The 26,018-nt window shown below is 54.9% G+C and carries 18 protein-coding genes and 1 tRNA gene; 8 read left to right on the top strand and 11 right to left on the bottom strand.

All coding sequences use genetic code 11. From position 1 onward, the window contains the following. The first annotated feature begins 4 nt into the window (after positions 1-4). Complete coding sequence (locus I9187_RS20710) at positions 5-940, top strand: hypothetical protein (protein WP_171175790.1); 936 nt, start codon at positions 5-7, stop codon at positions 938-940. Between the two features lie 713 nt (positions 941-1,653). On the opposite strand, the gene I9187_RS20705 is transcribed toward I9187_RS20710, so the two are convergent. After that, positions 1,654-3,081 (bottom strand): metallophosphoesterase, encoded by a 1,428-nt coding sequence (locus I9187_RS20705; RefSeq protein ID WP_171175788.1) that lies wholly within the window; start codon positions 3,079-3,081, stop codon positions 1,654-1,656. A gap of 181 nt (positions 3,082-3,262) precedes the next feature. On the opposite strand from I9187_RS20705, the gene I9187_RS20700 reads away from it, so the two are divergent. Together I9187_RS20700 and I9187_RS20695 are read left to right on the top strand one after the other, a co-directional pair. Continuing rightward, the gene (locus tag I9187_RS20700) at positions 3,263-6,352 is read left to right on the top strand and encodes an adenylate/guanylate cyclase domain-containing protein (RefSeq protein WP_171175786.1); all 3,090 of its coding nucleotides are present in this window, start codon (positions 3,263-3,265) and stop codon (positions 6,350-6,352) included. Between the two features lie 24 nt (positions 6,353-6,376). Then, positions 6,377-7,120 carry a nucleoside 2-deoxyribosyltransferase gene (locus I9187_RS20695; protein ID WP_171175784.1) on the top strand — a complete coding sequence of 248 codons (744 nt, stop codon included), beginning with the start codon at positions 6,377-6,379 and terminating at the stop codon, positions 7,118-7,120. 47 nt (positions 7,121-7,167) lie between these two features. Here I9187_RS20695 and I9187_RS20690 read toward each other — a convergent pair whose 3' ends face one another. The 4 genes from I9187_RS20690 to I9187_RS20675 are packed head-to-tail and all read right to left on the bottom strand — an operon-like array spanning position 7,168 to position 12,777. After that, a complete protein-coding gene (locus I9187_RS20690) occupies positions 7,168-8,205 on the bottom strand; it encodes an ACP S-malonyltransferase (protein ID WP_171175782.1) in 1,038 nt (345 codons plus the stop codon). Continuing rightward, a complete protein-coding gene (locus I9187_RS20685) occupies positions 8,202-10,391 on the bottom strand; it encodes an alpha-ketoacid dehydrogenase subunit alpha/beta (protein ID WP_209509463.1) in 2,190 nt (729 codons plus the stop codon). The genes I9187_RS20690 and I9187_RS20685 overlap by 4 nt, the downstream gene beginning before the upstream one ends. Positions 10,392-10,402: 11 nt before the next feature. Next, positions 10,403-11,605, bottom strand: coding sequence for an acyl-CoA dehydrogenase (locus I9187_RS20680; protein ID WP_171175778.1), 1,203 nt, complete (start codon positions 11,603-11,605; stop codon positions 10,403-10,405). Next, complete coding sequence (locus I9187_RS20675) at positions 11,605-12,777, bottom strand: pyridoxal phosphate-dependent aminotransferase (protein WP_245223342.1); 1,173 nt, start codon at positions 12,775-12,777, stop codon at positions 11,605-11,607. Before I9187_RS20675 ends, I9187_RS20680 begins: the two co-directional genes overlap by 1 nt. Positions 12,778-12,875: 98 nt before the next feature. On the opposite strand from I9187_RS20675, the gene I9187_RS20670 reads away from it, so the two are divergent. Further along, positions 12,876-13,781 (top strand): LysR substrate-binding domain-containing protein, encoded by a 906-nt coding sequence (locus tag I9187_RS20670; protein ID WP_209940322.1) that lies wholly within the window; start codon positions 12,876-12,878, stop codon positions 13,779-13,781. A 96-nt stretch (positions 13,782-13,877) separates the two neighbouring features. Here the strand turns inward: I9187_RS20670 and I9187_RS20665 are convergent, their stop codons facing one another. The 3 genes from I9187_RS20665 to I9187_RS20655 form a co-directional block, all read right to left on the bottom strand. Next, positions 13,878-15,389: an aldehyde dehydrogenase family protein gene (locus I9187_RS20665; protein WP_171175771.1), complete on the bottom strand. Its 1,512-nt coding sequence runs from the start codon at positions 15,387-15,389 to the stop codon at positions 13,878-13,880. A 3-nt stretch (positions 15,390-15,392) separates the two neighbouring features. Then, the gene (locus I9187_RS20660; RefSeq protein WP_171238650.1) at positions 15,393-16,499 is read right to left on the bottom strand and encodes a saccharopine dehydrogenase NADP-binding domain-containing protein; all 1,107 of its coding nucleotides are present in this window, start codon (positions 16,497-16,499) and stop codon (positions 15,393-15,395) included. Positions 16,500-16,673: 174 nt separating this feature from the next. Beyond that, complete coding sequence (locus tag I9187_RS20655; RefSeq protein ID WP_171175767.1) at positions 16,674-17,543, bottom strand: hypothetical protein; 870 nt, start codon at positions 17,541-17,543, stop codon at positions 16,674-16,676. Positions 17,544-17,724: 181 nt separating this feature from the next. Here I9187_RS20655 and I9187_RS20650 point away from each other — a divergent pair. Further along, a tRNA-Thr gene (locus tag I9187_RS20650) sits at positions 17,725-17,800 on the top strand. A 1,545-nt stretch (positions 17,801-19,345) separates the two neighbouring features. Here I9187_RS20650 and I9187_RS20640 read toward each other — a convergent pair. Beyond that, the gene (locus tag I9187_RS20640) at positions 19,346-19,594 is read right to left on the bottom strand and encodes a hypothetical protein (RefSeq protein ID WP_209940321.1); all 249 of its coding nucleotides are present in this window, start codon (positions 19,592-19,594) and stop codon (positions 19,346-19,348) included. 837 nt (positions 19,595-20,431) lie between these two features. Between I9187_RS20640 and I9187_RS20635 the strand changes: the two genes are divergently transcribed. Both I9187_RS20635 and I9187_RS20630 read left to right on the top strand, forming a co-directional pair. After that, a complete protein-coding gene (locus I9187_RS20635; protein ID WP_209940320.1) occupies positions 20,432-20,968 on the top strand; it encodes a hypothetical protein in 537 nt (178 codons plus the stop codon). Positions 20,969-21,056: 88 nt separating this feature from the next. Beyond that, positions 21,057-22,052 carry a BsuBI/PstI family type II restriction endonuclease gene (locus tag I9187_RS20630; protein WP_209940319.1) on the top strand — a complete coding sequence of 332 codons (996 nt, stop codon included), beginning with the start codon at positions 21,057-21,059 and terminating at the stop codon, positions 22,050-22,052. On the opposite strand, the gene I9187_RS20625 is transcribed toward I9187_RS20630, so the two are convergent. Beyond that, entirely contained in the window at positions 22,037-23,470 is a 1,434-nt protein-coding gene (locus I9187_RS20625) for an Eco57I restriction-modification methylase domain-containing protein (RefSeq protein ID WP_209940318.1), read from the bottom strand. The two genes, I9187_RS20630 and I9187_RS20625, sit on opposite strands and share 16 nt — an antisense overlap. 245 nt (positions 23,471-23,715) lie before the next feature. Between I9187_RS20625 and I9187_RS20620 the strand changes: the two genes are divergently transcribed. Next, the gene (locus tag I9187_RS20620) at positions 23,716-23,934 is read left to right on the top strand and encodes a hypothetical protein (RefSeq protein ID WP_209940317.1); all 219 of its coding nucleotides are present in this window, start codon (positions 23,716-23,718) and stop codon (positions 23,932-23,934) included. Between the two features lie 1,225 nt (positions 23,935-25,159). On the opposite strand, the gene I9187_RS20615 is transcribed toward I9187_RS20620, so the two are convergent. Then, a complete protein-coding gene (locus I9187_RS20615; RefSeq protein WP_171239102.1) occupies positions 25,160-26,002 on the bottom strand; it encodes a fumarylacetoacetate hydrolase family protein in 843 nt (280 codons plus the stop codon). Positions 26,003-26,018: the final 16 nt, after the last annotated feature.

Below are 26,018 nucleotides of genomic sequence, written 5' to 3'. Positions count from 1 at the left end.
GATTATGCGAAAGTACTTGTTGGGGACAGTATTGGCGACATCCATGGGTTTTGTTCTGACTGGCTGTACACAAGGGCCAATTAACTCGGAAACAGGAGAAATCTTTAATGTACAAAGCATCCCAGATCTAAAATTTGTAGCTGGAGGATCTAACGGTAACCGTAACGATCCTCCAAAAAAGATAGCAGATCTGGATGAGCAAGAGTTCGTAAATGTATTGCATGTACTTGCGCCGGATCAGTGCGAAAGAAATGGTTCATTGAACGCTTGTATTCAAAGACTAAAGAATGACACCAAGAAGTTTGGAAGTTTGTCGGGAATTACAGGTCAATCTTTGGTTCGAGTTGCAGAAGCGGGCAGGAAAGCAAACGGGAAAACGGAGGTCTTTGTTAAAGGCCAAATCCTAGAAAAATGCGCTCATGACCCGGCTTTGCAGGGCTACCATTACGAGAATGGCAACTTACGACTTTGCGTTCTAATGGTAACCGAAATCCCCAAAGCTAAGAACAAAAACAATAAGTTCCGTTATCAGTATTTCCACGTTGAAGCATCAAGCGCTCGCGTCGAAAAAAGAAACAACAACGATCCCAACAACATTTTTCCGGCCGCGGCTAATGCAACGGGTTTGAAAATCAAAGCTTCGCCGGACAATCAAAACTTGAATTATAAGTTGTATGCAAATGGGCGAAACATTCGCGTTGTAAACTACTGGGAGGCGAATGCTAAAAGCAAAAATAGCAACCCAGCATGGAAGATGTACACCAGCGCTACTGCGGGAATGCCACCGCGCATCGCTGCGTACTTTAAGGTGGACCCTGACGCGTGTGTTGACATGCTGTTTCCCACAACCCCACCACCGACACTACAACCCGGAGCCGCTGCTGGCGTTCATTACTGTTTAGGACGCTGCAAAAATCCACCAATCGTGAACACAAAATAAGTCGGCAACATTCTGCGGCGGACGAGCATCCCTTTGCAGGCTCCCGCCGCAAATAGTGCTTGCTTCGTCAGGATCAATTCTTGAGCGGGCGAGGCTATTTCTGTTGTTCTGCTGGCTCGGTCTCGGACTGACCAGTAGGATGATGGGATCATCATCATCCGGACAGCGGCGCGCATCGTTCAGCCAGAGAAGCGGGTCGCAGACTACAAGCAGTTCGGGTGCAGGTCTGAAAAGATTTGCCTCAATAAGTGTGGACTGGCGCCGGAAGGTATCGAGACGGCGTAGATCGCGATCCATGTCGAGGACAAAGCAAACGTCTGCCTGATCAAGCGCCAACCCAGCCCACGCGAAGCCAACCGGGGCTCGTTACCAAATTATCTGCCACTTATCGAGAATCCGCACTCCTAGCTCAACCAATCACTGTCCGACTTGAAACGGGTCAATATCAGCCGCCTCATGCCCTGGAGCTGCACCGCAGAAGTGTGATCGGCGCACCGCTTTCTCTTGAAACCCAGTTTCCATAAGCTCTACACAACGTGACGCAGTTTTTTGTAACTTCTTAAAATCAAGTATGAAACTTGATCGAAAATCCTCGTGGCGGTGGTTCGTTTCCGCCCCGGTACCTTTTTTGGCTGAACTTTTAAGTGCTTTCTAGATGGTCATTTCGACCTTGGGCTGCACGGCTTCGTGATGCTCAATTGATCTTAGGCCCATTAACCCTGTCCTGTACTGTCTTTGCCTTTAAGGAAATCGGCTAAGCGCGCGTTGTGCTGTTTTACAGCTACGGCTGCGGCCTTGGAGAAATCCGACCAGGGCCATTTCTGGGAGTCAACGGATTTGGACAGTTGCGCAAATAGCGGGTTATCCGCTTCGTCCTGGTTCTCGGCGATTTGGACCGAGACGCGATAGTCCGATGTGTCGTGGCCCTCGTTATACATGCGCAACGAGGCGAGATTGGCGTCCTCGTCAATCAATACGATTGCGCCTCCGATAAGCGGTTTGACTTCGGGGCTGTCGACAACCCAGCCGCCGCTGTTGTAGGCGGCGAAATTTGGCACAAAAAAATGTTCCAACGGCATGACCGATTCAAAAGGTTTGTGCGTGTGGCCAAATACAAGAGAAACTTGTGAAGGAACGCTCGGGCCGAACTCTGATTTTATTTGCTCTTGAACAGGGATCTGCATGAACCGTTTGACGCCTGCTCCGTCGTCGCTGAGTAGGGTATCGGTCTGCCCACGTTCAAAATTGTCGGTGACCAGCGCGCTGACCATTTCGCCGACGCCATTGGCAAGTGTCTTCCCGGTCGCGCCGCCCTTTTTCAGAACTAGATTTCGGGCAGCACTGCCCAGCAGTGATCCAATCGCTTTGGGGCTGTTTTCAGTATTATAGACGTTTTCTTCGTCGACCCCGATGTGCCCAGATCGGCCCAGAACCGACCAGACGAAATCGATCCAGGCAAAGTTCTGCGCCTCCCATGCCTCCATCGTCTCGGGCGGAGTAGTCTTTGGGTACAGAAGATCTGCGAACTCACTGACCATCAGATAGGCGTCTTCGATGAAGTGCCCATGGCTGACCACGATCAGCCTGTTCCCGGACGTGATGGCGAAGTTTGGATAAACGGTTTTGATCCGGGTTTCTGAAAGCCAGGGAAGGCTGTGTGTGATTGCATTCACGAAATAGCTTGGCACCCCTTGCGGGTCGCGCATCGGAGTGATGTGCGGTGGGCGGGGCAGGGGATTGCTCCAATCGGCGGAACTCAAAGACTCTGCATATTGGCGTTCTCGACAGGTTTCCCACAGGTGATGGTCGTGATTGCCGGGAATGAACACAATCTCGGGGTCGAAAAGCCGGGCGGCCGGGTCTTCCGGCATGGTCAGTTCAAGAAAGTGCCGAAACGCCATTGCAGCGACATTTTCGGTGCTGAAGGCCAGATCAAGAATGTCGCCATTCAGAATAAGCGTTGGCAGTCGGTCGCGTGAGTTTTCGTTGATCAGGTGCCTCAGGCAGTTCGCCAGGTGGATCAGAACATCGCTTGGGTGCATCGGGTCTACTAGCCCGTTGGTTGCGTCCAGACGGGTTAAAATACTGTTATCCGCCCCGAAATGCATATCCGAAAGACAGACATATCTGATGTCGCCCATAATCCACCCAATATATATGTTTTAATAACGTTTTGTTGCCTCGTGCTCGTCTTGAACACGAGGGCTGACTATTTCTGAGAGGTATCACAAAACTTGACCTAGTGACACCTTTGCGTGTTTGTTTGAACAATAGCTTGCTTTTAACTAGACTGTTTTTTCATTTTTGCGCGCAGGTGACCTTATGGCAAAGACCTCCGCTGGTACTCATAAAGACTCTGGACTCAGCGGTGAGAGGCGGCGGCTTGTTCTTGCTTTTGTCGATGTTGTGGGCTCTACCGAGCTAAGCACCAAGATGGATTCCGAAGATTTCGCCGATCTTATGTTGGCGTTTCAAAAGTTCGGAAGTGCGGCATTCGAAAAATTCGGTGGAAAAATCGCGCATTATCTGGGTGATGGGCTTCTTGTTTATTTCGGGTACCCACAAGCGCAGGAAAATGACGCAGAACGGGCCGTGCGCGCGGCTTTTGAGATGCTGGAGGGGTTGGGCCAAGTCGGTCAGTCCCGGCTTAAGGCGCCGCTGCAAGCGCGTGTCGGTATCCATGCCGGGCCAGTGGTCGTCGGTCAAAGTAGCGAAGGTCTGGGTGACATTCTATTGGGTGAGACCGTGAATGTTGCTGCGCGTATTCAATCAGCAGCATCGCCGGGCACGATCTTCACCAGTGAATCCGCACTGCAATTGCTGAAAGGAAAGTTCGCTTCACGACCCCAGCCACCGGTTCAGCTGAAGGGGATTGCAGACAAAGTAGTTCTTCATCAATTGCGCCGATCCGCGGCGGCAAAGCGATCTGCGGTGCGGCAAATGAATGCTCTGGTGGGTCGAAGTGAGGAGCTGTCCGCGCTAACCTCAGAATTTGGGGCGGTTCTAAATGGCTCTAGGTCCAGTGTGAGCATCGTTGCTGAGCCCGGATTGGGAAAAAGTTCGTTGATCGACAGGTTTCAGGCCGGTCTTAATGAAACGCCGCATACCTGGCTTGAGGCCAGGTGTGATGTATTGCAGACCGGCGCGGCCCTGCATCCGTTCATCGAATTGGCTTTGAAAAGTCTGGGGATTGCAGATCCACAGGAAACTGAGGACGCCGCGTCCCGGTTGCAAGACGGTTTGGCAGCTTGGGACGATAGGCCGGACAATGCGTTTCCCGTCATTGCCAACCTTCTAGGTATCCATGTGCCGGAATCCTCAGAGCTGGCGAACGAGAGCCCGGAAAGTCTGCGCAAGCTTACGTTGGAAACCTTGGTGCGCTGGATCGAGTTTCTCTCCAATCAGCGCCCTGTTGTTTTGGTTTGCGAAGATCTGCATTGGAGCGATGCGACGACGATAGACTTGCTGAACTTGATGTTGGAGAGGGAAACGCCTGCGAAGGTCCTGTGCGTCGTCACTTCGCGACATGCCAAAGACGGGGTGGCAAAGAAACTGCTTGGCCGCGTTATCGAACTGGCGACGCTGGAAGACACTGAGGCGCATGAGCTCATTCGCGTGATCGATGACGCTCAGCGCCTCAGCGCCGAAGACATACAGCAACTGATTGATCGGGCGCAGGGTGTGCCGTTGTTTCTGGAAGAACTGACGCGACAAGCGCTGCGTGATGAGGCCGGGCGTCATTCCCTCATACCAACATCACTTGATGGTCTGGTCATGCAACAGCTTGACCGTCTGTCGGGCAACGCGAAAGGTACCGCTCAGGTGGCTTCTGTTCTGGGGCAGGTGTTTGATCGGACGCTTCTGGCAGCGGTCTCTGAACTCGACGCCGATGGATTGGATGCGGCGCTTGACCAGCTACTGGAGGCTGATCTTATCCGGCGGCATGAAGGTCAACCAGACAGCTATTTCTTCCGCCACGCCCTGACCCGCGATGGAGCTTATGGCACTTTGCTGCGTCAGCGTCGCAAGGCGCTTCATGCAGTAACGGCAGATCAGTTGACGACCCAGTTCAGCCGGCAAGGAGGCATGGCTCCGTCTGTGGTGGCCTACCATTTGCTTGAGTCCGAGCAGTTCAACCCAGCTGCGGAGTGGTTCAAAAAAGCAGGTCGAAGCGCAGCAAAACAGGCTGCGGTCGAGGACGCCGCAACGCTGTACAGGCGCGCGCTAGAAGCGTTGGAAGGCGCACCGGAATCGCCCGAGCGCCACGTTTCTGAGCTGTCGCTACAGATATTGCTGGGTAACGCTTTGATGGGAGTGCGCGGGTTTGGATCAGATGAAATCGTTCCGGTATGGGAACGTGCGCTGAGCATAGCAGAAACGCTAAAGGACTATGATGAGCGGTCCTCGGCACTGAATGGGTTGGCCGCCTATTGGATTGGGAAGGGCGACTGCGGCAAAGCCTGTGACTTTGCGCTTCAGATATTGTCGTGGTCAGAACCTGCCAATCATCGCATTGGGTTGCTTCGGGCCCATTCTTCACTCGCAAATGCGAAGTTTCAGATCGGTGATGTACAAGACGCGCTGGACCATGCGGAAACGGCGGTCTCGCTATATCAACCCGAAGATTTTGCAAATGTGACCTACGGTGTCGGTACCGATCAGGGTGTTGTGGCCTATGGGGCTGCTGCGGCCTCGCATTGGTGGTTAGGGGCGGCGCAAACCGGTCTCAGACGGGCATGTCAGGGGGTTGCCCTTGCCGAAGGGCTTGAATCCGCCCTCAGCCTTGCCGCCGCACGCTCTTATCTGGCGCTCATTCATCATTACCGAGGGGATGAGGCGTTGGCTTATGAGGTCGCGGACGAAACAGTTATGTTCTGCGCCAATCTTGGGATACCGTTTTGGCAAGGGTTATGCCTGCTACTGCGCGCGGGTCAAAAGGTTGATCCGCCTGCACAACGCCTGCAAGACATCGAAGCGGGGCTTGGCATCCTGTCCGGCAGCGGCAGTCAGTCTGCTGTGGGTCTGGGCTTTGCCATTATGGCCAGCGCGCATACGGATCAAGGCAACCCCGAGATTGCGCTGGGCGTGTTGCAAACAGGCAGCCAGATGTCGGCGATGTTGGGTCAGCATTTCTGGGACGCTGAACTGAAACGTCTGTTGGGTGTGGTGCAGGCAACGATGGGTGACCGCACCGCAGCGGTCGAAAGCCTGTCCGAAGCTGTGGACCTGGCACGCGGCAACAATGCCCGCTCGTTGGAATTACGGGCTTTGCTAACGCTGGATGACGTACTTGGAACCGAGGATCGGACCACCCGAAATCGGTTGGCGACTGTTCTCAAGACACTCGAGCCCGGAACAGACACTCCGGATGCGCAAAGGGCATCCCGCGTTCTTACTGCCGTTAATACCTGAAGTTTATTTGTGGAGCTTTTTCAAATGTCAGAACAGATCGTTTATTGCTCGGGGCCGATGTTCAGCGTCGGGGATCTTTGGGAGCAGCAGAACATTGCCGCCGTGCTTGAGGCTGGGGGGTTCACAACCTATCTACCGCAGCGAGACGGGCTTGAAGTCGGCAAGCTGATGGCTTTGCTTCTTGATCCCCAGATTTCATCGCAAGAAGGGCAAATCGCGCTCTCGATCGTGCGCAAAGTCACTTATTCGCTGGATATCTATCAGTTGATCGGTCGGTGTACATGTTTGGTTTTCAACATGGATGGGCGTGTGCCTGACGGGGGCAGTCTGGTTGAATCCTCTATTGCCTATGCGGCCGGCAAACCGATCGTGATCTACAAAACCACACCGATCACAATGCTGGCCGGGACCGACAATCCCATGATCGAGGGGCTGTCCACCAGTTGGACCTATGTTCATGACACGATCGATATCGTTCCGGCCTTGCAAGCCCGTATTGCGGCGCAATCCGATGCGGACTATGTATATACCCCGCCTCCGGTAGTTGGCCTTGTGCTTGAGGTCGGGGCAAGCGTCGCGGACAAAAACTCAAAACTGCGACAAATCCTGGCGGCCATCTCTGCTGCGCCAACAGGACCTGACGCGCTGAAAGAGGCCAAGGCGCTGCTGGAATGGGCCAAGACGGACAAAGCCTTTCAGGCGGCGTTTGGGTCCGGCCAAACAAGCTTTCTGGGGTCTGACGGTCAGCACAAACTCGTCAACCTGTAGCGGTATGTCCCGCTAGCCAAAGACAGAAACCAAAAGAGAGCGCAAGGCTAGGTGACTTGTGCTCTTTGATCATCCATCCCCATTGAAACCAGAAATGGTGCGGTGCGTTGCGCGCTTTGGAAGGCGGCCTTGTCACCCAGCCCGTCCCAATTGCTGAGGATTAGGGATTGCGCCACAGCCCCGCCCAACGTGGTGCCGGGGCCGGTGACGATGAACAGATCCGGCGCGAACTCTCGAGCGGCCTGCGCAATCGCATGGGTAAAGTCGTAGGTTTCCGTGACCTGATGACCCAATGTGTAGTCCCACAGCGCGTGCGTGTCACAAGCTCCGGGCCACCAGATATGGCCACGCCCGTCGATCATTGGAAGACCGGGTTGTTGGAAAAGATCTACACCCAGTCGCGCGCGACCCTGTGCGGCGACGGGGGCTTGAAGGTGCGAATGAAAGCCCGCGTGATTGGCCAGGCCCAAAGGGAAACGCTCCTGCACCACCGGTACGGCTTGTTCGAACGCGGCTAGCCCGGCCTCATCCCCGGCCAGCACCAACATTCCTCCCAGATCAATCGACAGAGTCAGCGTTGCGCTCGTGCCGTCGATCTGGTCGATCAGAGCCATCAACTCGGCCTTGCGGGCTGGATCCGGGTGCCAATCCGCGTTCAGAAATGGATAAACCAGTTGCCCGCCAATCATGTTGTCCTGCATCAGCGTGCCCATTGTGTTGACGACCTCGAACCCACCTTCGGCAGTCAACGCACCCGCGCAGGCCAGGGCCGAATACCAACCCATCGAGTTACCCGTCACCGCAACCACGTCGATCTTGTTGCGGTCAATGGCACGGAAATCGCCCAGCGTCGCAGCATAGATCAGGGCCGAGGCGTTATCGCCGCGCGTATGTTTCGCAACTGAATACCGCGCTGCACCGTCCAGCTCAGTCAGAGTTTCCTGTCCCTGTGCGCTGCGCATCTGGTCGAACCGCGCCAACAAAGCCTTGTCCGAGAATTGCCGCCCCAACACCCCCAGTTCGGGTTTGTTATACGTGCCCCGACCGGGGCATATGACAACGGCGGTCTGTTTTTCTTGGCTCATACCTCGGTCTCCATCAGGTGCCGCGCTGCAGCCTCGATGCTGTCCTTTGACGGCATTGTGGCGGCATAGGCCGGGCCGGTTGCGATGAAGCTGTCTTCGGCCGTGATGCGGGCCAATGGCACATTAGCGGTTTCATGAAAATGCGCCATCAGGCCCTCGGCCACACCGCCGTGGTGTCGGGTTTCGTCAACGATCAGGATACGTTTGGCCCCGGCTACCGCTTGGGTCAGCGCATCCTTTGGTAAGGGTGACAGCCAACGCAGGTCAACGATCCGGGTTTTGATGCCATCCGCCTGCAACGCCTTTTGCGCTTGGTGGCTGAGATAGACGCCATTGCCAAAGGTCACGATGGCCAGATCACCCCCGTCTCCGTTCACGCCGACTTCTCCAAACCCGATGCGTTCGGACGGGTCGGGATAGGTTTGCATCCAGCCACCATCGCCCGTTTCATGCAGATCGCGCACCGGATAAAGCGCGATGGGCTCAAGGAACACGACTAGCCGTTGTTCTTCGCGCGCCAGCCGGACACATTCCCGCAGCATCCGCGCGGCATCTGCACCATTTGACGGGCAGGCCAGGGTCAGGCCCGGAATGTCGCGCAAAACGGCGACTGAGTTGTCATTATGGAAATGCCCACCAAAGCCCTTCTGGTATCCCAGCCCGGCGATGCGCACGACAATCGGGTTGGTGTATTGCCCGTTCGAGAAGAAGGAAAGGGTGGCCGCCTCGCCACGCAGTTGGTCTTCGGCATTGTGCAGATAGGCTAGGAATTGGATTTCCGGCATCGGAACAAAGCCATTTTGTGCCATGCCGATGGCCAGACCCAGGATCGATTGTTCGTCCAGCAAAGTGTCGATCATCCGATCAGGGCCAAAGCGCGCCTGCAATTTTTGCGTCACACCATAGACGCCGCCTTTGCGTCCGACGTCTTCGCCCATCATCACGATCTCATCGTGTTCGAGCATCAGGTCGGTTAGGGTCCAATTGATCAGGCGCGACATGATCTGAGGCTCGGATTGCGCCTTTAGATCGCTGCCGAAGATTTCGGCTCTGTGCTCTGGGCTTGGGCCATTGGTCGGTGCACAGGGGCGCGCAGGTGGGATCAGGCTGGCCATCACGTCACTTGCTGTTTTCAAGCGCGGGCGGGTTACGGCTTTGTCTGCGACACGGGCGACACGTGCGCAGGTGTCGGTGTAAATGTCCAAGGCGTCCTCGGTCGGCATAGCCCCGGATTGTTCCAGCAGTCGGGCAGAATGCAGCAGGGGATCGTTGGCCTCTTCTGCCTCGACTTCCGACTTCGGCAGATAGGTTGTCGGCATGTCCGCCCCGGCATGACCGTAAAGGCGCACCGTGCGTACATGCAGGAAGGCGGGTTTGCGGCGGCGGCGCACGTAGTCGGCCGCCTCTTGCGCGACTCGGAATGTGTCGAACAGATCAAGCCCGTTGCAGCTGAAGTATTTCAGCCCCGGCCGATTTTGGAAGGTCGCTGCGATCCAACCCTGCGGTGTTTTGGTCGAAATACCAATACCATTGTCTTCACAGCAAAACAGCAATGGCAGAGGCACAGATTGGTAAGACGTCCATTGCGCGGTGTTGAACGCCCCTTGCGAGGTTGAATGGTTGGCCGAGGCATCGCCAAAGGAACAATAGACAATCGCATCATCCGGCATGTCAGCATGTTCCGGGCGGTGGCGGCGAGCCGCGCCAATGGCATATGCCGCGCCCACCGCTTTGGGTAGGTGGCTGGCAATGGTTGAGGTCTGCGGCGGAATGCACAGTGCCTTGGACCCCAATACTTTATGCCGCCCACCGCTGATCGGGTCTTCAGAAGACGAAGCAAAAGACAGTAGAATATCCCAGGTTGGGCTTTGCCCTGGCACCTGATCAGAGCGGGCGATCTGAAAGGCAGCATCGCGATAGTGCAGAAAGGCGGGATCGGTCGGGCGCAGCGCGGCGGCAACAGCCGCCATACCTTCGTGCCCGGAAGAGCCGATGGTGTAAAAGCCCTGACCGGCTTTTTGCATCGCGCGGCTTTGCCGATCCAGCGCTCGGCTGAGGCATTGTGCGCGATACAGCCCAACGGCCTCGGTCTGGGTCAAGGGACCAGCAGGGGCGTCACCTGCGGGGAAATCCCGCGCCGCCACGCGACGCAGGAAGTTTTCGTGCACAATGGCTGCGCGATCCATATCGAATGTCCTTAGGCGAAGGCTTGCAGGCCCGTTTGCGCGCGCCCCAAAATCAGCGCGTGTACGTCGTGTGTGCCTTCATAGGTGTTCACCGTTTCCAGATTCACCATGTGCCGGATAACGTGAAAATCCTGACTGATACCGTTGCCGCCATGCATGTCACGGGCGTGGCGCGCGATCTCAAGTGCTTTACCGCAATTGTTGCGCTTGATCAGGCTGATCATTTCGGGCGCGGCGCGGGCTTCGTCCATCAGGCGACCCACGCGAAGGGCGGCCTGCAGGCCAAGGGCAATCTCGGTCTGCATGTTGGCAAGTTTCAATTGAAACAACTGGGTTTGCGCCAAAGGTCGCCCGAATTGCTTGCGATCCATCCCGTATTGATGGGCGGCGTGCCAGCAGGCTTCGGCCGCACCCATGGTGCCCCAGGCAATCCCATACCGCGCGCGGTTCAGACAGCCGAACGGACCTTTGAGGCCTTCGACATTGGGCAACAGTGCGTCTTCTGCGACCTCAACATTGTTCATCACGATCTCACCAGTGATCGAGGCGCGCAGCGACAGCTTGCCTTCGATCTTGGGCGCGGACAGCCCGGCCATACCCTTGTCCAGAACAAAGCCTTTGATCTTGCCGTCATGTGCCTCGGACTTGGCCCAGACCACAAACACATCCGCGATCGGTGCGTTCGAGATCCACATTTTCGAACCATTCAGCACATACCCGCCTTCGGTTTTTTTGGCGACGGTCTTCATCCCGCCAGGGTCCGAACCTGCGTCTGGTTCGGTCAGGCCAAAACACCCAATGAACTCGCCGCTGGCCAGTTTCGGCAGGTATTTCTGGCGTTGTTCGTCGGTGCCGTAGGCATAGATCGGATACATCACCAAGCTGGACTGGACCGACATCATCGAGCGGTAACCGCTGTCGACACGCTCAACTTCACGCGCCACAAGGCCATAAGTCACATAGCTGGACCCGATGCCGCCGAATTCTTCGGGGATGGTGGTCCCCAGTAGGCCCATCTCACCCATTTCCCGGAATATGCCAGGGTCGGTTTCTTCTTTGGCAAAGGCTTCGGTCACGCGTGGCAGCAGTTTGTCCTGCGCATAGGCGCGCGCAGCGTCGCGTACCATACGTTCGACTTCGGCAAGTTGATCTTCCAGCAGGAACGGGTCTTCCCATGTGAAGGGGCCAAGCTGCGGACGGGATTGTGGTTTCATCAGAGTTTCCTTTCTACAGCCGATTTAAGGCGTTCAAGGCCAGCTGCTATTGTATCTTGGGCGTAAGCGAAGCTCAGGCGGAAATGTCCGGGCAAGCCAAAAGCACGACCGGGGACAAGGGCGACACCGGCTTCTTCCAGCACCCAGCCGCAAAAGTCCGCATCATTCTTGAAGGGTCCGCCGTGATCTGCAAGCAATTCCGCGCATGAGGGGAAGGCATAAAAGGCCCCATCAGGCGCGTCACAACGCAGCCCAGGAACCGCGTTCAGCCCGGCAACCACAAGATCACGGCGTTGGGCGAACAGGTCGCGGCGTTCTTCCAGCAACTTCGGATCACAAGTGATAGCCGCCAAAGAGGCCCATTGTGAAATCGAACACGCGCCCGAGGTCACCTGACCCTGCACCGTCACCATCGCCTTGATCAGATCGGCGGGTCCAATACCCCAACCGATGCGCCAACCGGTCATGGACCAGGCCTTGGCTACGCCATTGACGACCAACATACGTTCGGTAAGTTCTGGTGCGGCTTCGGCTACCGAGGTGAACGGAACAAAGCTGAGGTGTTGATAAATCTCATCCGCCAGAACCCAGACATGCGGGTGCTGCGTCAAGACGGTGGCCAGGGCGGCGATCTCATCCTGCGTGTAGATGGCCCCGGACGGGTTCGACGGTGTGTTGAGCATCAGCCAGCGGGTACGCGGTGTGATCGCGGCCTCAAGCTGTTCAGGCAGCAGCTTGAAGCCCTGTTCCATCGGGCAAGGCAGGACAACCGGCGTTCCTCCCGCCATGCGAACAATATCGGAATAGCTGCTCCAATAGGGCGCGGGCATGATCACCTCGTCGCCGGGGTTCAGGCTGGATAGCATTGCGTTTGCGATCACCTGTTTTGCCCCGGTCGACACGATGACTTGCGCCATCTCGACCCCTGCCTGACGAGCGATCTCGGTGCGCAGATCGGGAATACCCGCTGTCGGCGGGTATTTTGTCTTACCGTCTTGCGCCGCGGCGTGGGCCGCCTCGACCACATGTGGCGGCGTGGGCAAGTCCGGCTCACCCGTTGACAGCGCCACAATATCGCGGCCATCCGCACGCAGACGGGCAGCAGCCTCGGAAATCTGCACGATCTCAGAGAGTTCGATCCCGTTTAGCCGCTCTGCACGTTGGAACAACATGTCATTTCCTTTGAAATTCAGCATGAAACTAATGCCTAAATTACTTGAGAAAAACACCTCAATAGGTATCTTTTCTGTGACTAAAGCTCATGGATGTCATGCCCAGGATCAACGCTCTTCCGTCTCTTGCCCTGATGCGCAGTTTTGAAGCCGCAGCGCGTCACGAAAGCTATACCATGGCGGCAGAGGAACTGGGCGTTACGCAGGGCGCGGTCAGTCGTCAGGTGCGCGAGTTGGAGGCGGCAATAGGTGTTACGCTGTTTCGCCGCGTTGGGCGGGCCGTTCGGCTGTCAAAAGCAGGGCGCGCTTTGCGCGAGGAACTGGCCGGCGATCTTGAACGACTGAGCGGTACAATCAACCGTGCCATTGCCGCTGGGGACGGCGCCACCCTTTTAACCATGGCAGTGTTGCCCACCTTCGCGACGCGATGGCTGGTGCCCCGCCTGGCCGATTTCAAAGCGTCACATCCAGAGATCGTACTGGACCTTCACTCCTATACGACGCCGTTTAGTTTGGAAGAGCGGCGCGTGGACGTTGCCATCCACTTTGGCCATGATGACTGGCCGGGTGCCGCGCTGCGCAAGCTGTTCCCGGAGCATCTGGTGGTCACGGCTGCGCCTGCACTGGTGGGCAGCGCTGGGCTTGACGAAAAACAAGATGTGTTCGATCTGCCGCTATTGCATCTCACCTCACGGTCCGAGCAATGGTCAGACTATCATGACAGCCTGGGATTGGGTGCGCGCGCTGTGTTTCCGGGGATGCGCTTTGATCAGTTTTCGATGCTGATCGAGGGGGCCGTTGCCGGGTTGGGGGCTGCGATCCTGCCGTCTTATCTGATCGAGGCCGAGTTGGCTTCGGGAGCCCTAGTCGAGATTGGTCAGGTCGCGAATGTGTCAGGCAGCGCGTATTACGTGGCTTTCCCGACCGGGCAAAAAAACGAAGCTGTTCAGGTCTTTTCGGATTGGTTGATAAAGCAGTCAAAGCACCGGCGATCAGCTGGCTAGCTGAATGGATCAAAATGGCCGCGCCGGGGTCTTCCTACCCGATGCGGCCAGTTCTTGTTTGCTTGAGAGGCTACTCTTTTACGAACAGCGCGGGCCTTAGATGTCGAACTTTACACCCTGCGCAAGCGGCAGTTCCGCTGAGTAGTTCACGGTATTCGTTTGACGGCGCATATACGCTTTCCACGCGTCCGAACCGCTTTCACGTCCGCCCCCGGTTTCCTTTTCACCGCCAAATGCCCCGCCGATTTCGGCCCCTGATGGCCCGATATTGACGTTGGCGATGCCGCAATCGGATCCGGCCGCGGTCAGGAACTGCTCGGCCTCGCGCATATTCAGGGTGAACACGCAAGAAGACAGCCCCTGCGGCACATCGTTTTGCAGTTCGATGGCCTCGTTGAAATCCTCATAGCCCAAGACATAAAGGATAGGCGCAAATGTTTCGGTCTTCACAGTATCGGACTGCCCGGGCATCTCGACGATCGCAGGTTCCATATAGACACCGCCGGGGACACCTTCGGTCACACAGTTGCCGCCGAACACCTTACCACCTTCGGCCTCTGCCGCCTTCAGCGCAGCTGTCATGGCTGCGCCCGAGGCTTCATCCACCAAAGGCCCAACCAGCGTGCCTTCGGCCATCGGGTCGCCGATGGGCAAACCAGAATACGCTTTCTTTAGGCGGGCCACCAATTCGTCCTTGATCGAGTTGTGAACGATCAGGCGGCGTAAGGTTGTGCAGCGCTGACCTGCGGTGCCAACTGCCGAAAACACAATGGCGCGCACGGCCATTTCCAGATCTGCCGAGGGGCCAACGATCATCGCGTTGTTACCACCCAGTTCCAGAATGCACTTGCCAAAGCGCGCCGCGACGATGGGCGCCACCGCACGACCCATACGCGTCGAACCGGTTGCCGAGATTACGGGTACATCTTCGCTTGAAACCAGAGCCTCGCCCAAAGCCGCGCCACCGATCACGGTCTGCAACAAACCGTCAGGGGCATCGCCAAAACGGGCCAGAGCACGTTCAAAGATCTTCTGGCACGCCATTGCAGTCAGCGGTGTCTTCTCGGACGGTTTCCAGATCACCGGATCGCCACAGACAATCGCCAGCGCCGCGTTCCACGACCAGACCGCAACCGGAAAGTTGAAGGCCGAGATCACACCTACCGGCCCGGCAGGGTGCCAGGTTTCCATCATCCTGTGCCCCGGACGCTCGGATGCGATGGTCAGTCCGTAAAGCTGCCGCGACAGGCCAACGGCAAAATCGCAGATGTCGATCATCTCTTGCACTTCGCCCAAACCTTCGGAGGTGATCTTACCAGCTTCCCAGCTCACAAGCGCGCCAAGATCGTCTTTGGCAGCGCGCAGTTCTTCACCCAGCAGCCGGATCAACTCGCCCCGCTGCGGTGCGGGCACCACGCGCCAGGCTTTGAACGCAGCTTGCGACCGGGCGATGATCGATTTCATCTCAGCGGCGGGCGTTTCATGCACGTCGGCCAATACACGACCATCTATCGGAGACGTCACCTGCAAGGTGCCGCCGGTCAATTCAGCCACAGTCAGGTCCAGTTTCGAAAGTGTGGTTTCTGCAGTCATTACAACGTCTTTCATGTCTCAGGCCGCTTTGTTTTGAGGGGTTGCATCACCAGCGCGATAGAGCGCGCCAAATTCAGTCTTCAGGAAGTCGGGCAGCTTCACCTGCTCTTGCCGGACAAAGCCTTTCGAAGGCAGCGCACCCGTGCGCATCAGGTCGACAACGCCCAGAACGCCTGCGGCTGTCGTGACCTGAATAGCGCTCCAGGTCTGGCCGCTGATGTCACGGGCAAAGCTTTTGTTGATCAGTGATTTTTCACGCAGCGCGCCGTCGATCATGCCCTTGGCTGTGCAGTAGACCAGAACAACGTCCTGATCTGTACGGGGCAGGGCGGATTCAAAAATCTCTTTCAGCAAATCGCGGCGACGTTCCAGGCCCAGATCATGCAGCAGCAGTTTCAGAATGTCACAATGGCCCGGGTAACGGATCGACCGATACGAGACTGACCGCGCCTTGCCTTCAAGCGTTTCGGGCAATGTACCCAGCCCGCCCGAAGTGTTGAAACATTCGTATTCCACGCCGTCATGCCCCAGAACCTCGTAGTCTTCCAGCGGCGCGGTTTTGACCCGTTGGCCGTTCACGATGGCATCGCAGGGGTTGCAATACTCGTTGATCAGCCCGTCAGTTGACCAGGTCAGATTGTATTTTAACGCGTTGGTTGGATAGAGCGGCAGCGCACCGACCCGCATATGCAGGCTGTCGATTTCGTCAAATTCGGCGGCCAGAGAAGCGCCCGCGATACCAACAAAGCCCGGCGCCAACCCGCATTGCGGCATGAATGCTGTCTGGCTGCCCTCGGCCAAGGCGCGCACAGCGTTCGTGGCGGCCACATCCTCGGTCAGATCAAAGTAATGCGCGCCTGCCTTTTGAGCCGCCTCAGCAATCTTTGGTGTCAAAAAGAAGGGAGCCGCCGAGATTACGGCATCAAAGCCCTTAAGACTTGCGGCCAGACTATGTGTGTCGCTGGCGTCGACTTGCTTGGTGGGCACACCAAGCTTTGCAACTTCTGCCAGTGATTTGAGGTCGTGATCCGCAACAGACACGGTGTAATTTGGCGATGCTTTCAGTAGGGTCGCGATCATCTGCCCGATTTTGCCTGCGCCTACGATACACACATTCCAGGACATTACTGTCTTAGCCTCCCAATTTATGCCTCACTTAACGATGGTTCGAAGGCTGTTCGGGTGGCAGGGTGAAATGTGACGAAACGTACAGGTATTCTGTCGTTATGACGGATAATTCGGAGTTATGACGGATCAGAGACGGGCATCTGGGGTGCTGCCTGAAACGGAGATCGAAGGCTAAAACACGCGAATATCTGACATGGTGCGGATGGCGGCCATGTCCTGCGCGTAAAGCTCTGTAAACGCGTCAAATATGTCCGTGTTCCACCCAGGCAAATCCAACTCTTCTTCAACCAGCTCGGGGCGCGCTTGATCCTCGAGGACTTGCGCCAATTCTTCGCGTTGGCCTTGTATATCCAAGGGTGTGCGCCGCCCAAGGATCTCCTGCACTTGTCCTTGTCCTGCGTCGGTCAAGAGCGACGTCAAAAAGGAGTACTCATCGGGAAGGGGTGTCTCGCTGGGCAGCCCTGTCATAGCCCGGACAATATCACCCCAGATCAGAGGTAGATTTTCGTTTTCCCATACGGTCAGTTTAAACTGAGGCGCAAGTTCGCGCAGGTCTTCAATCATGCTGAGCCAACTGAGACAACTGAGGTCAGTGCTGGCCAGAATATCCCGCCGATGGTCTTCGTGAATGGACATCAGTGTTTTGGGAATGAAAATTCCAGGGTTCACCAGCCCGACAAACAGCTCTAGCTGCGCACCTTCCAAGAGGGTTTCAGTAAATGCCGTCCGCCTTCCCGCAAAAGGATAAATCTGACCATGTTGCAGCGCAGTTCGTCGAGGCCCAAAGAACTTGTCGCTCGACAGAACTACACGCTCCAGGTTGACGTCTTGTGGAAAAAGAGGGGCCAGACTGTCCCGCGTTTCGTCGATCGATGTGCCCTGGGTCAGCGCGTCCGACATGATCTTGACGAATTGTCGGGACATCCGCGGGCCCATCGGAGCAGTCTTCATCTCTGCCAGCATCTGTCTGTTTGCAACAAGCGACGACAAAATGTGGCCTTCATCGGTAAAGGCTGCACCGGCATGAATGATTACCTGCATGTCGACTTCCGTACCCTCACATACAATACCCAACCTCGCACATGTCCTTCGCTGTACCAGACGTATGTGGGGTTTCTGCCTGAGTGGTTTTTGCACTTTCTCAGGAAAACCGACAATACCTTAGTTCAAGCTGAAAATGAGGCTTGCAGTCCCCCGCCAGAGGAAGTAATCGACTGCCAGTGCCCCTATAGCTCAGCTGGTAGAGCAACTGATTTGTAATCAGTAGGTCCGCGGTTCGAGTCCGTGTGGGGGCACCATTTCACACTCTTCGGTGCGCATTGCCTCTAAAGCCTTAAATGGAAAGGTAGTTTTCGGTGTTCGATACCCCTCATTTTTCTTGTACTTGATTGGCTCGGAAAAAACCAAGCGTAGCATAGCGCGTTGCCAGGAAAAGTTGGAATTTTTCCATATATTATAAGGGCTTCGCAGAACCTTCATGGAGTGTTCGAACACTTGGTCGAAGTGGGGGCGGCTCACAGTCAAATTGACCTCTTTTTGGGTCAAGATTTCCTTCTCATAAACCAGCTCTTCGATCTTCTTTTCGTATACGGCAGTTGTTACCGGGCTATTTGAGTTTGCTATCAAGCCGATGAGGCCGTCGATCTTCTTGTCCAGGTTCTTGATTTGTCTGCGGAAGGAGATCTTGTCAGCTTGAACGGATTTGCTTTTCTCTTCCCAGGCATCTCGAAACATTGCCTCGGCAGTGGTCATCAGAGCTTCAGACGGTTCGAGAGTTCGGAGAACATCAGAGAATTCATCTTCCAGAACTTTCTTTGGAATGGATTTCCCTTTACTTGGGCAACCTCGCTTTTGGCACAGGTAGTATGGGTACCTCTTTTGCCGACCTGTGGACCAGTTTGCAGTGAGTTTTGTACCGCAATCTTCGCAAGCGACGTATCCGCGCAGCGGGAAGTCTTCTCTCGTATCACGGCGGTTGAAGGTCATTGATTTGTTGGAAAGGCGCTCCTGGATCCTTTCAAACGTGCTGAGATCGATCAGCCCTTGGTGTTTCCCCTTCCGGAAGGGCACGTTCCAAACACGACCTGCTCGGCTCTTCATGTATTCTATGTACCCTGCATACAGAAGGCGAGTTAGAAGGTCCTTTACCATTTGAATGCGAACATAGTCCGGCGAAATACGCGACATGAAATCAGGTTTGCTCTCGAAGAACTGCGCAAGCTCTGATTGGCTCGCAAACCGCCCTGAGGCGTAGCCTTCCAATCCCTCCCTCAGAATGGAAGCCACAGGTTCATCTGGGACAAGAAGGGGTCCATTCTCCACGTACTTGTCATACCGATAACCGAGGGGAGCATTGAACGTCCAGTATCCATTGAGCATGCGTGAGCGCATCCGATTGTATGTTACTTCACCATTCTTTTGACTGAGGTGTTGAGAGACCGACGCCAGCATGTTCTCCACCAACTGGTCGTCTGGGCTTTCTCCAAATTCGATAGTGGGGCTTTCGAGTATCGCTCCAACATTTGTTAGTTCGTCACGTAGGTTCCAGTGTGTTCGTATGTCGCGTGCGAGCCGCGAAATGTCGTCAATCAAAACGACGGTCGAACCTTTCTGTTTTTTTACGAAGCGCAGCATGGCGTCCATTCCTGGGCGCTTGTCTACTCGCCCGGTCATATCGTCGGTAAAAACCGACACCACATCATACCCTCTGCGTGCCGCAAATTCTCGACATCGCGTTGTCTGACTGTCGATTCCGTGGCCCTCGGCCACTTGTTTTGCGTGAGAAACGCGAGCGTAGATCACGGCGGCTGGCCTTGCGGAGTCTTTCGGCATGCCCTTTCTCCTTATTTGTTTTGGTTGGCAGGGAGGTCTGCCATTTCATGGGGGTGAACTTTGTAGCCAAGGTCGATCAGCGTCATGATCATTGACCAGAGAGTTGTTAGTATTTCCGATCTGAGCTCTTCAGAAAGGTCCGGCATTTCGAGCAGTTCTTGATAGTGAAGAACATCTATCTTCAGGGATTTCACCGGGGCTGCCGGTTGATGATTGTGCACGAAGAAACCGCTTGAGCCTTCAGTTTTGGATAGTTGCATACCCACCTCCTTTAGATCTTCTTATGAAACAAAATTCAGATCGCCCCTGTAACTTGGGGCGTACAAGAAGGGAGAGGTTGCGGTTCCCCTGAGCCATCCTATTGGCTGGCTCGCAAGTCATATTGGTCTTTTTTTGAAGATCCGAAGTGCAGAGTTCAAATTTCCTTCGAAATTTCGTTGGTGCGAAGATTTTTCGAACATCCCCAGGCGATAGCCTCTCAACCTTCGCGTCGGTATTTTGCTCTTGGATGTGGGTTTTACCCATGGAACCTCCTTTTCCCGCCTTGAGGGCGAAGCACAAAAGCAGACAAAGTCTCAGGAAACGAAAGGCCTCGAACCGTTGTTCAAGCGCCATGTTTCGGACCAAGCCAGCGACCAAATTTTTGTGTTCGGAAAAGGGTGGGTCTTGTGGGTATTGTTCCTGTTCTATTGAGAACCTGGTTAGTGTATCGAAAAGAGATGGAGCATGGAAGAGGGCTTTCTCTTGTCGGCCTTAGAACATCAATATCATTGATGTTCGGCCATGAGTTGGTTGGTGCGTCTGGAAGAAATTTGTGTTTTACGAAAAATTGGTTCAGAAGGCCAAGCGAGGAAAAAGTTGTTGCTTTGCCGCGTGCGGCTAATTGGGAAATCCAGGATTTCAGAAGCTCATCAGAAAGGTGTGTTCGTCAAGTACGCTAATGAGAGCTGATCAGTCAAAATACTAAGACAATTTTCCTTTTTTGTTCATGCATGAACGGTGAAGGAGGCAGGAAAATTACGCTACATTGTCGATTTTGCTTTGCATCCAGCTGGCGCTTCAGCTTTGCTTACTTTGAATTAGGCGAATGAGCAACAATGAGAGCTGTCCACGAAAAGCGTTTCCCGACAATCGAAAAGGCGCTGGAGTACATTGAGAGCGCAAACTGGGACTATGTCGGTCGCCAGGGGATTCTTAGAAAATACGACCGGTACGAGGGCAGCACCTTCTACTCAAGAGCAGGTGATCTGTCCGGACGCGAATATGAAACCCGGTATGTCCTTAAACTCTTTCCGGATGGATATGTGTCGCTGCATGTAATGAAAGACACCAGCGGCAGCCCACCGACGATGACGGCCAATCTGCCAGATCTTCTCTGGAGTTCGGGTGATAGCAGAGCTTTCAGTATGAAGATGGTAGACAAGGTCAATGAGGTTCTGGATGAGGATGGGGCGGATTTATGGGTCGCGTTCAGGCATCATCCGAATGAATTTCCTCTTCATAAGAAGAGCGAGGTGGAGCCGATAGCAGTGCTGCGCAGTTCCCTGGAGGCAATCGACTACGACCCCAATAGAAAAGGATTAAGCCCCCGAGCTCAAACAATATTGCATCGCGCTGTGAACGGTCATTGGTAGAACTATAAAGTCAACTAACCGCCTGAATAGACTCTCGAATTCTTCACCGCTACGCTCCCACCAAAATGAATCGAGCGGAGCAGTTTTGATGGGGAATCTACCAAGAAAACTTGAGGACCGTGCGGTCCTGTGGCGGGAAGAACTGGGCGGCGAGTTCCCGACCGAAATGCAAGGCGTGACTAAGGCCCGGATCGCATCAGTCCTTGGGCAGCTGGCTCTGGGTGCCAATGCTGACCTGATTGATTGCGTTTTTGCTATGTTGGATACGCGACCAAGTTGGTTCTCAAAGCCTCCAGAGGGCGCCACCTTTGCTGATGGCGCAACCACGGCTCATCTGGCATGTCACATTGGCATCCTTCAGCGTGGAAAAACAAAGCTTGACCGAGAAGGCAGGGATTACTGGATAAAACCACTGCGCGACCTTGGAGGTTTCGAAGCGGTTACTCTTTACAAAGGTGAATACATTCCCGGGCACAACGTGGCAAAGTCGCCGAACTCCAGCTATCGGCTCGACCAGGCTTTCATCGACATCCTGAAAGCCCCGGAAGCTGATTGGCCAGCAATGCTTGAGGAATGGGCCAACGCCGATGCGGCCAGGGAGCGGATGGCGTTCCAAGCCACGATGGAAAAGGAGTCACTGAAACGCACTGACAGCGGACACAAAGACCTCATCAAAGCCAGCGTTGATCATTATGTTCCCAGGTTCCTACCTGGCTTCCATGTGTTGTATATCGACGATGCTGACGGCGATCGGATCTCTGACGAAGAGAAAGCAAAGATGGCTGAGGCTGGAGTCCAACTGACACTCGAAGACGCCATGCCGGACGTATTTCTCTGGAACCCAGACACTGATATGCTGTGGGTGATCGAAGCGGTCACAAGCGACGGCGAGGTTGACATGCACAAAGTCAATCAGATGAAGAAACTGTCCGATCGTTGCGGAAAAGCCGGTGTCGGGTTCACCACGACATATCAAACCTGGAAGGCAGCTGCTGTACGGCAAGGTCGCAATAAAAACCTTGCCGTGGATTCATATGTCTGGATCCAGGAAGACGGATCCAAGCAGCTTTACGTGGCCGGCTGAAGGATCGCTTCAACAGCTTCGTCAGGGCCGGAATTCGACATTCCGATCTGGCGGAGCTGCTCCAACGATGGGTAATGCAGATTGCGCAGGTCAGTTGCGTTGACTTGAGTATGCCCAGAGAAGATCCGGAAATACTGATCAACGGCTTCTGAACTGAGGAACGCCAGCAAACCTTTGGCCACATCCTTCGGTAAACCACCACCGTTCATGTGGAAGTAGTTGGTTTTGTTGTCGAACCCAGCTTTGCCGCCGTCGTAGAGCGCGCCGACCAGTCGGCGTTTTTCTTCCTTCGCCGAGAACCGCTTCACGATCACGTAGGTGCCAGCGGGAACCATCAGTTTTGCGGTCTCTTCACTGTCAGCCAGGTAGTTGCACTTTTTGAAGTCTTTGAGCGGCCAGTTTATCGCACCATCTTTGAAGTGCTGTGCATGGATCATCGGCACAGTCTTGCCCTCGGGCTCTTTCATGAGATGCTCGCGGGTCCGGAAGTCGACAACACGACCAGTGGAGGCTTTGATTCCGAGATCCGCCAGAGTGCAGGGGAGGGCCTGGATTTTCGCTGCCAGACTGTTCCCATCAATTGGCAGGCGAATGAAACGGTGTTTATCTTCTGGGCGCACAATCTCTTCGAACGGTACGGCCCGGGCATCTTGCTTGTCAGTCGAAAGTGCAATGTCGCCCTGATCGCCGCCTCTGGTGAGGTGGAAAATCATGTTCTCCTGGAGGACGTCGTCGTCTTTGAAGGTAGATCGACGAGATTCGTAAACATGTAACTTTTCGAGAGCGCAATCGTCCAGGATTTGCTTCCGGAAGGGCTCATAGTATGTGCCATTGCAGAATGAACGTGGGGTAATCGCAACGATCTGGCCGCCAGCCTCGATCTGCTGGTTAGCGAGAGCGACGAAGGCAGAATATAGGTTCACAGTCTCGATGCCACACTGCCGAAGTGCCAGCCGCCACTTAGAGTTTGAACGAATTTTTCCGTAGGGAGGATTGAGGAGGGCCACGTTGTGACTAACTTGATCACCTGCATGCGGCTCCGCCGAACGCAGGATGTAGTCGTCCCGGATAATTTCGGAAGAGAATTCGACGCCTGCCTCCCGACAGACATCGGCACAGGTGTCCAAGGTAGACGATAGGATGGAGGCCAAATCTTCGTCGACTTCATAGCAGGTCACAGAAATGGACTTGGGCGCATCGGCTCGGTTACAGGCTTCGACAACAAAAGCCGCGGTCAGAGCACCCATTCCAGCACCTGCATCGAGCAAGCGAACATGCTCGGGGAGATTATCAAACATCTGAGCCATGAACTTTGCGGTCGGACCCGGCGTCATAAACTGGCCGAGCTTAGCCCGTCGCTTCGGGTCAAGCGTCGGCGAAACTTCCAGGCGGGCGGCGTCCACTGTCTCGATGAGCATTTGTTCTCCTTTTGTTTTTCGAGATGATTGCATAAATTCGAGGCGTTCGCCAACCTCATTTTGTGGCTTCAAAGATCAAGAATCCAATTAGTTGTTGTGCGTTTGCGGGGTCACCCTCGACGAAGAAAACACAGTGGCGAACTGTGAGTTCTCATTTGGGGATCGAATTTTTTCTTCCAGGCTCTTTGGTTTTGCCAAAGTGGCCAATGTAGCTAGCCGTCAATGACGAAGATGCGCTGGACCTCATGGCAGAGGAAATTGTCGACGCATTGAATGAGCTCAAACCAGAGTATGGAGATTTGGCGATGCGCATCGATACATCGGAGCACCTGATCTTCGATCAGCCAAGAGAGCAGCTAAGGCGACTGGCTGAACGGTGGAAGTCCTTCCAGGGGCTTCGTCGTCACGCTCGAGATCTCCAGGCCGCCATCCGTCAAGTCAAGCTGGCGTATCGGCGTACATAAATCGCGCATTAGTCTATTCAGGAAAACTTTAGGTCCATAGCTCTGCTGGGGACCCAATGGATCTGTCGCGGTTTGGTTCCGGCCCAAGTGCTCGCTCAGGCCGGTTTTCGTTCGAAGGCGACGGGGCTTTTCTGTCTCAATGTCGAATGTCGACTAATTGGATTTTAGAAGCCGTTGATTTGCTCGAAGATTGCCATGCTACGGGGTCGATCAGCTGACCCCGTACACTTCTTTCAGGTGCTTCTGAGGCCTTTCAAGACGTCTTCCCATTCCAAGAGAACCTCGAACAGTGTGTTCGAACTTTCTCCTGCGAGGGGCACCACTTTAACATCCAGTTGCGTCCGATTTTGACTGATAGTAGCTTGTAGTTGCAGGGTTTCTACCGTCGGATTGTCCGATGTTGTCCTGCCACGTGCGCTGTAATCTACCCCCAAATGGGGTACCAAATTGGGGTACATGCCACCTGGTGACTGGAAGGTACCCAAGACGACGCTGTCTTCCCTGAGCTTGCACATCTGAAACAACACGGTTCAGAGATCAGCCCCGTAGCAGGACAAGTGTGATCAGAACTGGGGCATAAACGGGGGCATTTCTCGGGTAACGGTGACCCAAGTGCCTGTCGTTGTTCCATGTTCTGATGAGCTGGCTGGGGTGGTAGGATTTTTTGTCAACATATTGAAAATTAACAAAATAAAGGAAATGGGGTCAATGGGCAGTGTTCAAAAATCGGTTTGTGTTCAGTATTGTGCTTCACTTTTTCGCTTTTGACTATTTGGACGTTAGCGAGCTCGCCGGTGATACGACTTGCGCGGGATTGGGCGAAAAGCTGACTTTCGCTGCGTCTGCAAACAGTAGGAGCCATCGAGGCGAAGCAGAAATTCAGTCTGTGCCATGGCAGCCAAATTAGTTGGACTAACAGAAGGACATGCATGGTCGAGATTTCGTGACATCCGTTAGACTGTAAGCAGGCGGGTCCTGTGCATCGTCGACTCGCCGCTATTATGGCTGCCGACGTCGTTGGGTGTTCGTCGTTGATGGGCAGCGACGAAGCAAGGGTATTGTCCGCTCTCTAAACTCTGCGTTCAGAGATTTTGATCCCGAAATTGCAAGACATTAAGGGCGACTCGTCAAGTTGATGCGGGATGGTGCTCTTGTCGAATTTTCTTCGGTTGTCGCTGCCGTAACCAGTGGCGTCGAGATACAGCGGGCAATGGCTGAGTTTCCACTATCCCGCGATGACATCCTGTCGCTGGACGCCCAGCCCCTCAATCCCCAGTTCCATTTTATCGCCTGGCTTCAGATAAGTCTGAGGTTCTTGCCCCATACCCACGCCAGGCGGTGTTCCTGTCGAAATCACGTCCCCGGGTTGCAGCGACATAAACTGCGATAGATGCGCAATGACGGTTGCCACACCAAAATGCATCGTTTTGGTTGAACCATCCTGATACCGGTGCCCGTTCACCTCAAGATACATCGGCAGGTTTTGCGGGTCTGGCACCTCGTCTCTTGTCACCAGCCAGGGGCCGATTGGGCCAAACGTATCGGCGGACTTTCCCTTGACCCATTGACCCGAGCGATGGAGCTGAAAATCTCGTTCTGACAAGTCGTTGACCACGCAATACCCGGCTATGTGATCCACGGCTTCGGCCTCGGATACGTATTTGGCCTCTTTGCCGATGACCACGCCCAGCTCCACTTCCCAGTCGGTTTTGACCGAGCCGCGCGGGATTTCGACCGTATCGTTGGGGCCGATGATGGCCGAGGTGGCCTTGAAGAAAATCACTGGTTCAGCAGGGAGTTCCATGCCGCTTTCTGCCGCGTGATCGGCATAGTTCAGACCTATGCAGATGAATTTGCCGACATTGCCAACGCAAGGACCAATGCGTGGATCTCCATCTACCACCGGTAGGCTGTCCGCATCTGTTGCCCGCAATTTCTCAAGAACTGTGTCGCCAAGTGTGTCGCCCGAGATGTCATCGATAACGCCGGAAAGGTCACGCACTGAGCCGTCCGACCCCAAAATACCGGGTTTTTCAGCGCCCTTGGCACCATAACGTAGCAGTTTCATTGTGAGGTTCCTTCCT

It is taken from the genome of Ruegeria sp. HKCCE4148, assembly GCF_017872495.1.
In the GTDB taxonomy this organism is placed as follows: domain Bacteria; phylum Pseudomonadota; class Alphaproteobacteria; order Rhodobacterales; family Rhodobacteraceae; genus Ruegeria.
Note: the sequence above shows the minus strand (reverse complement) of the source record. Positions and strands in the feature narration are given on the sequence as shown.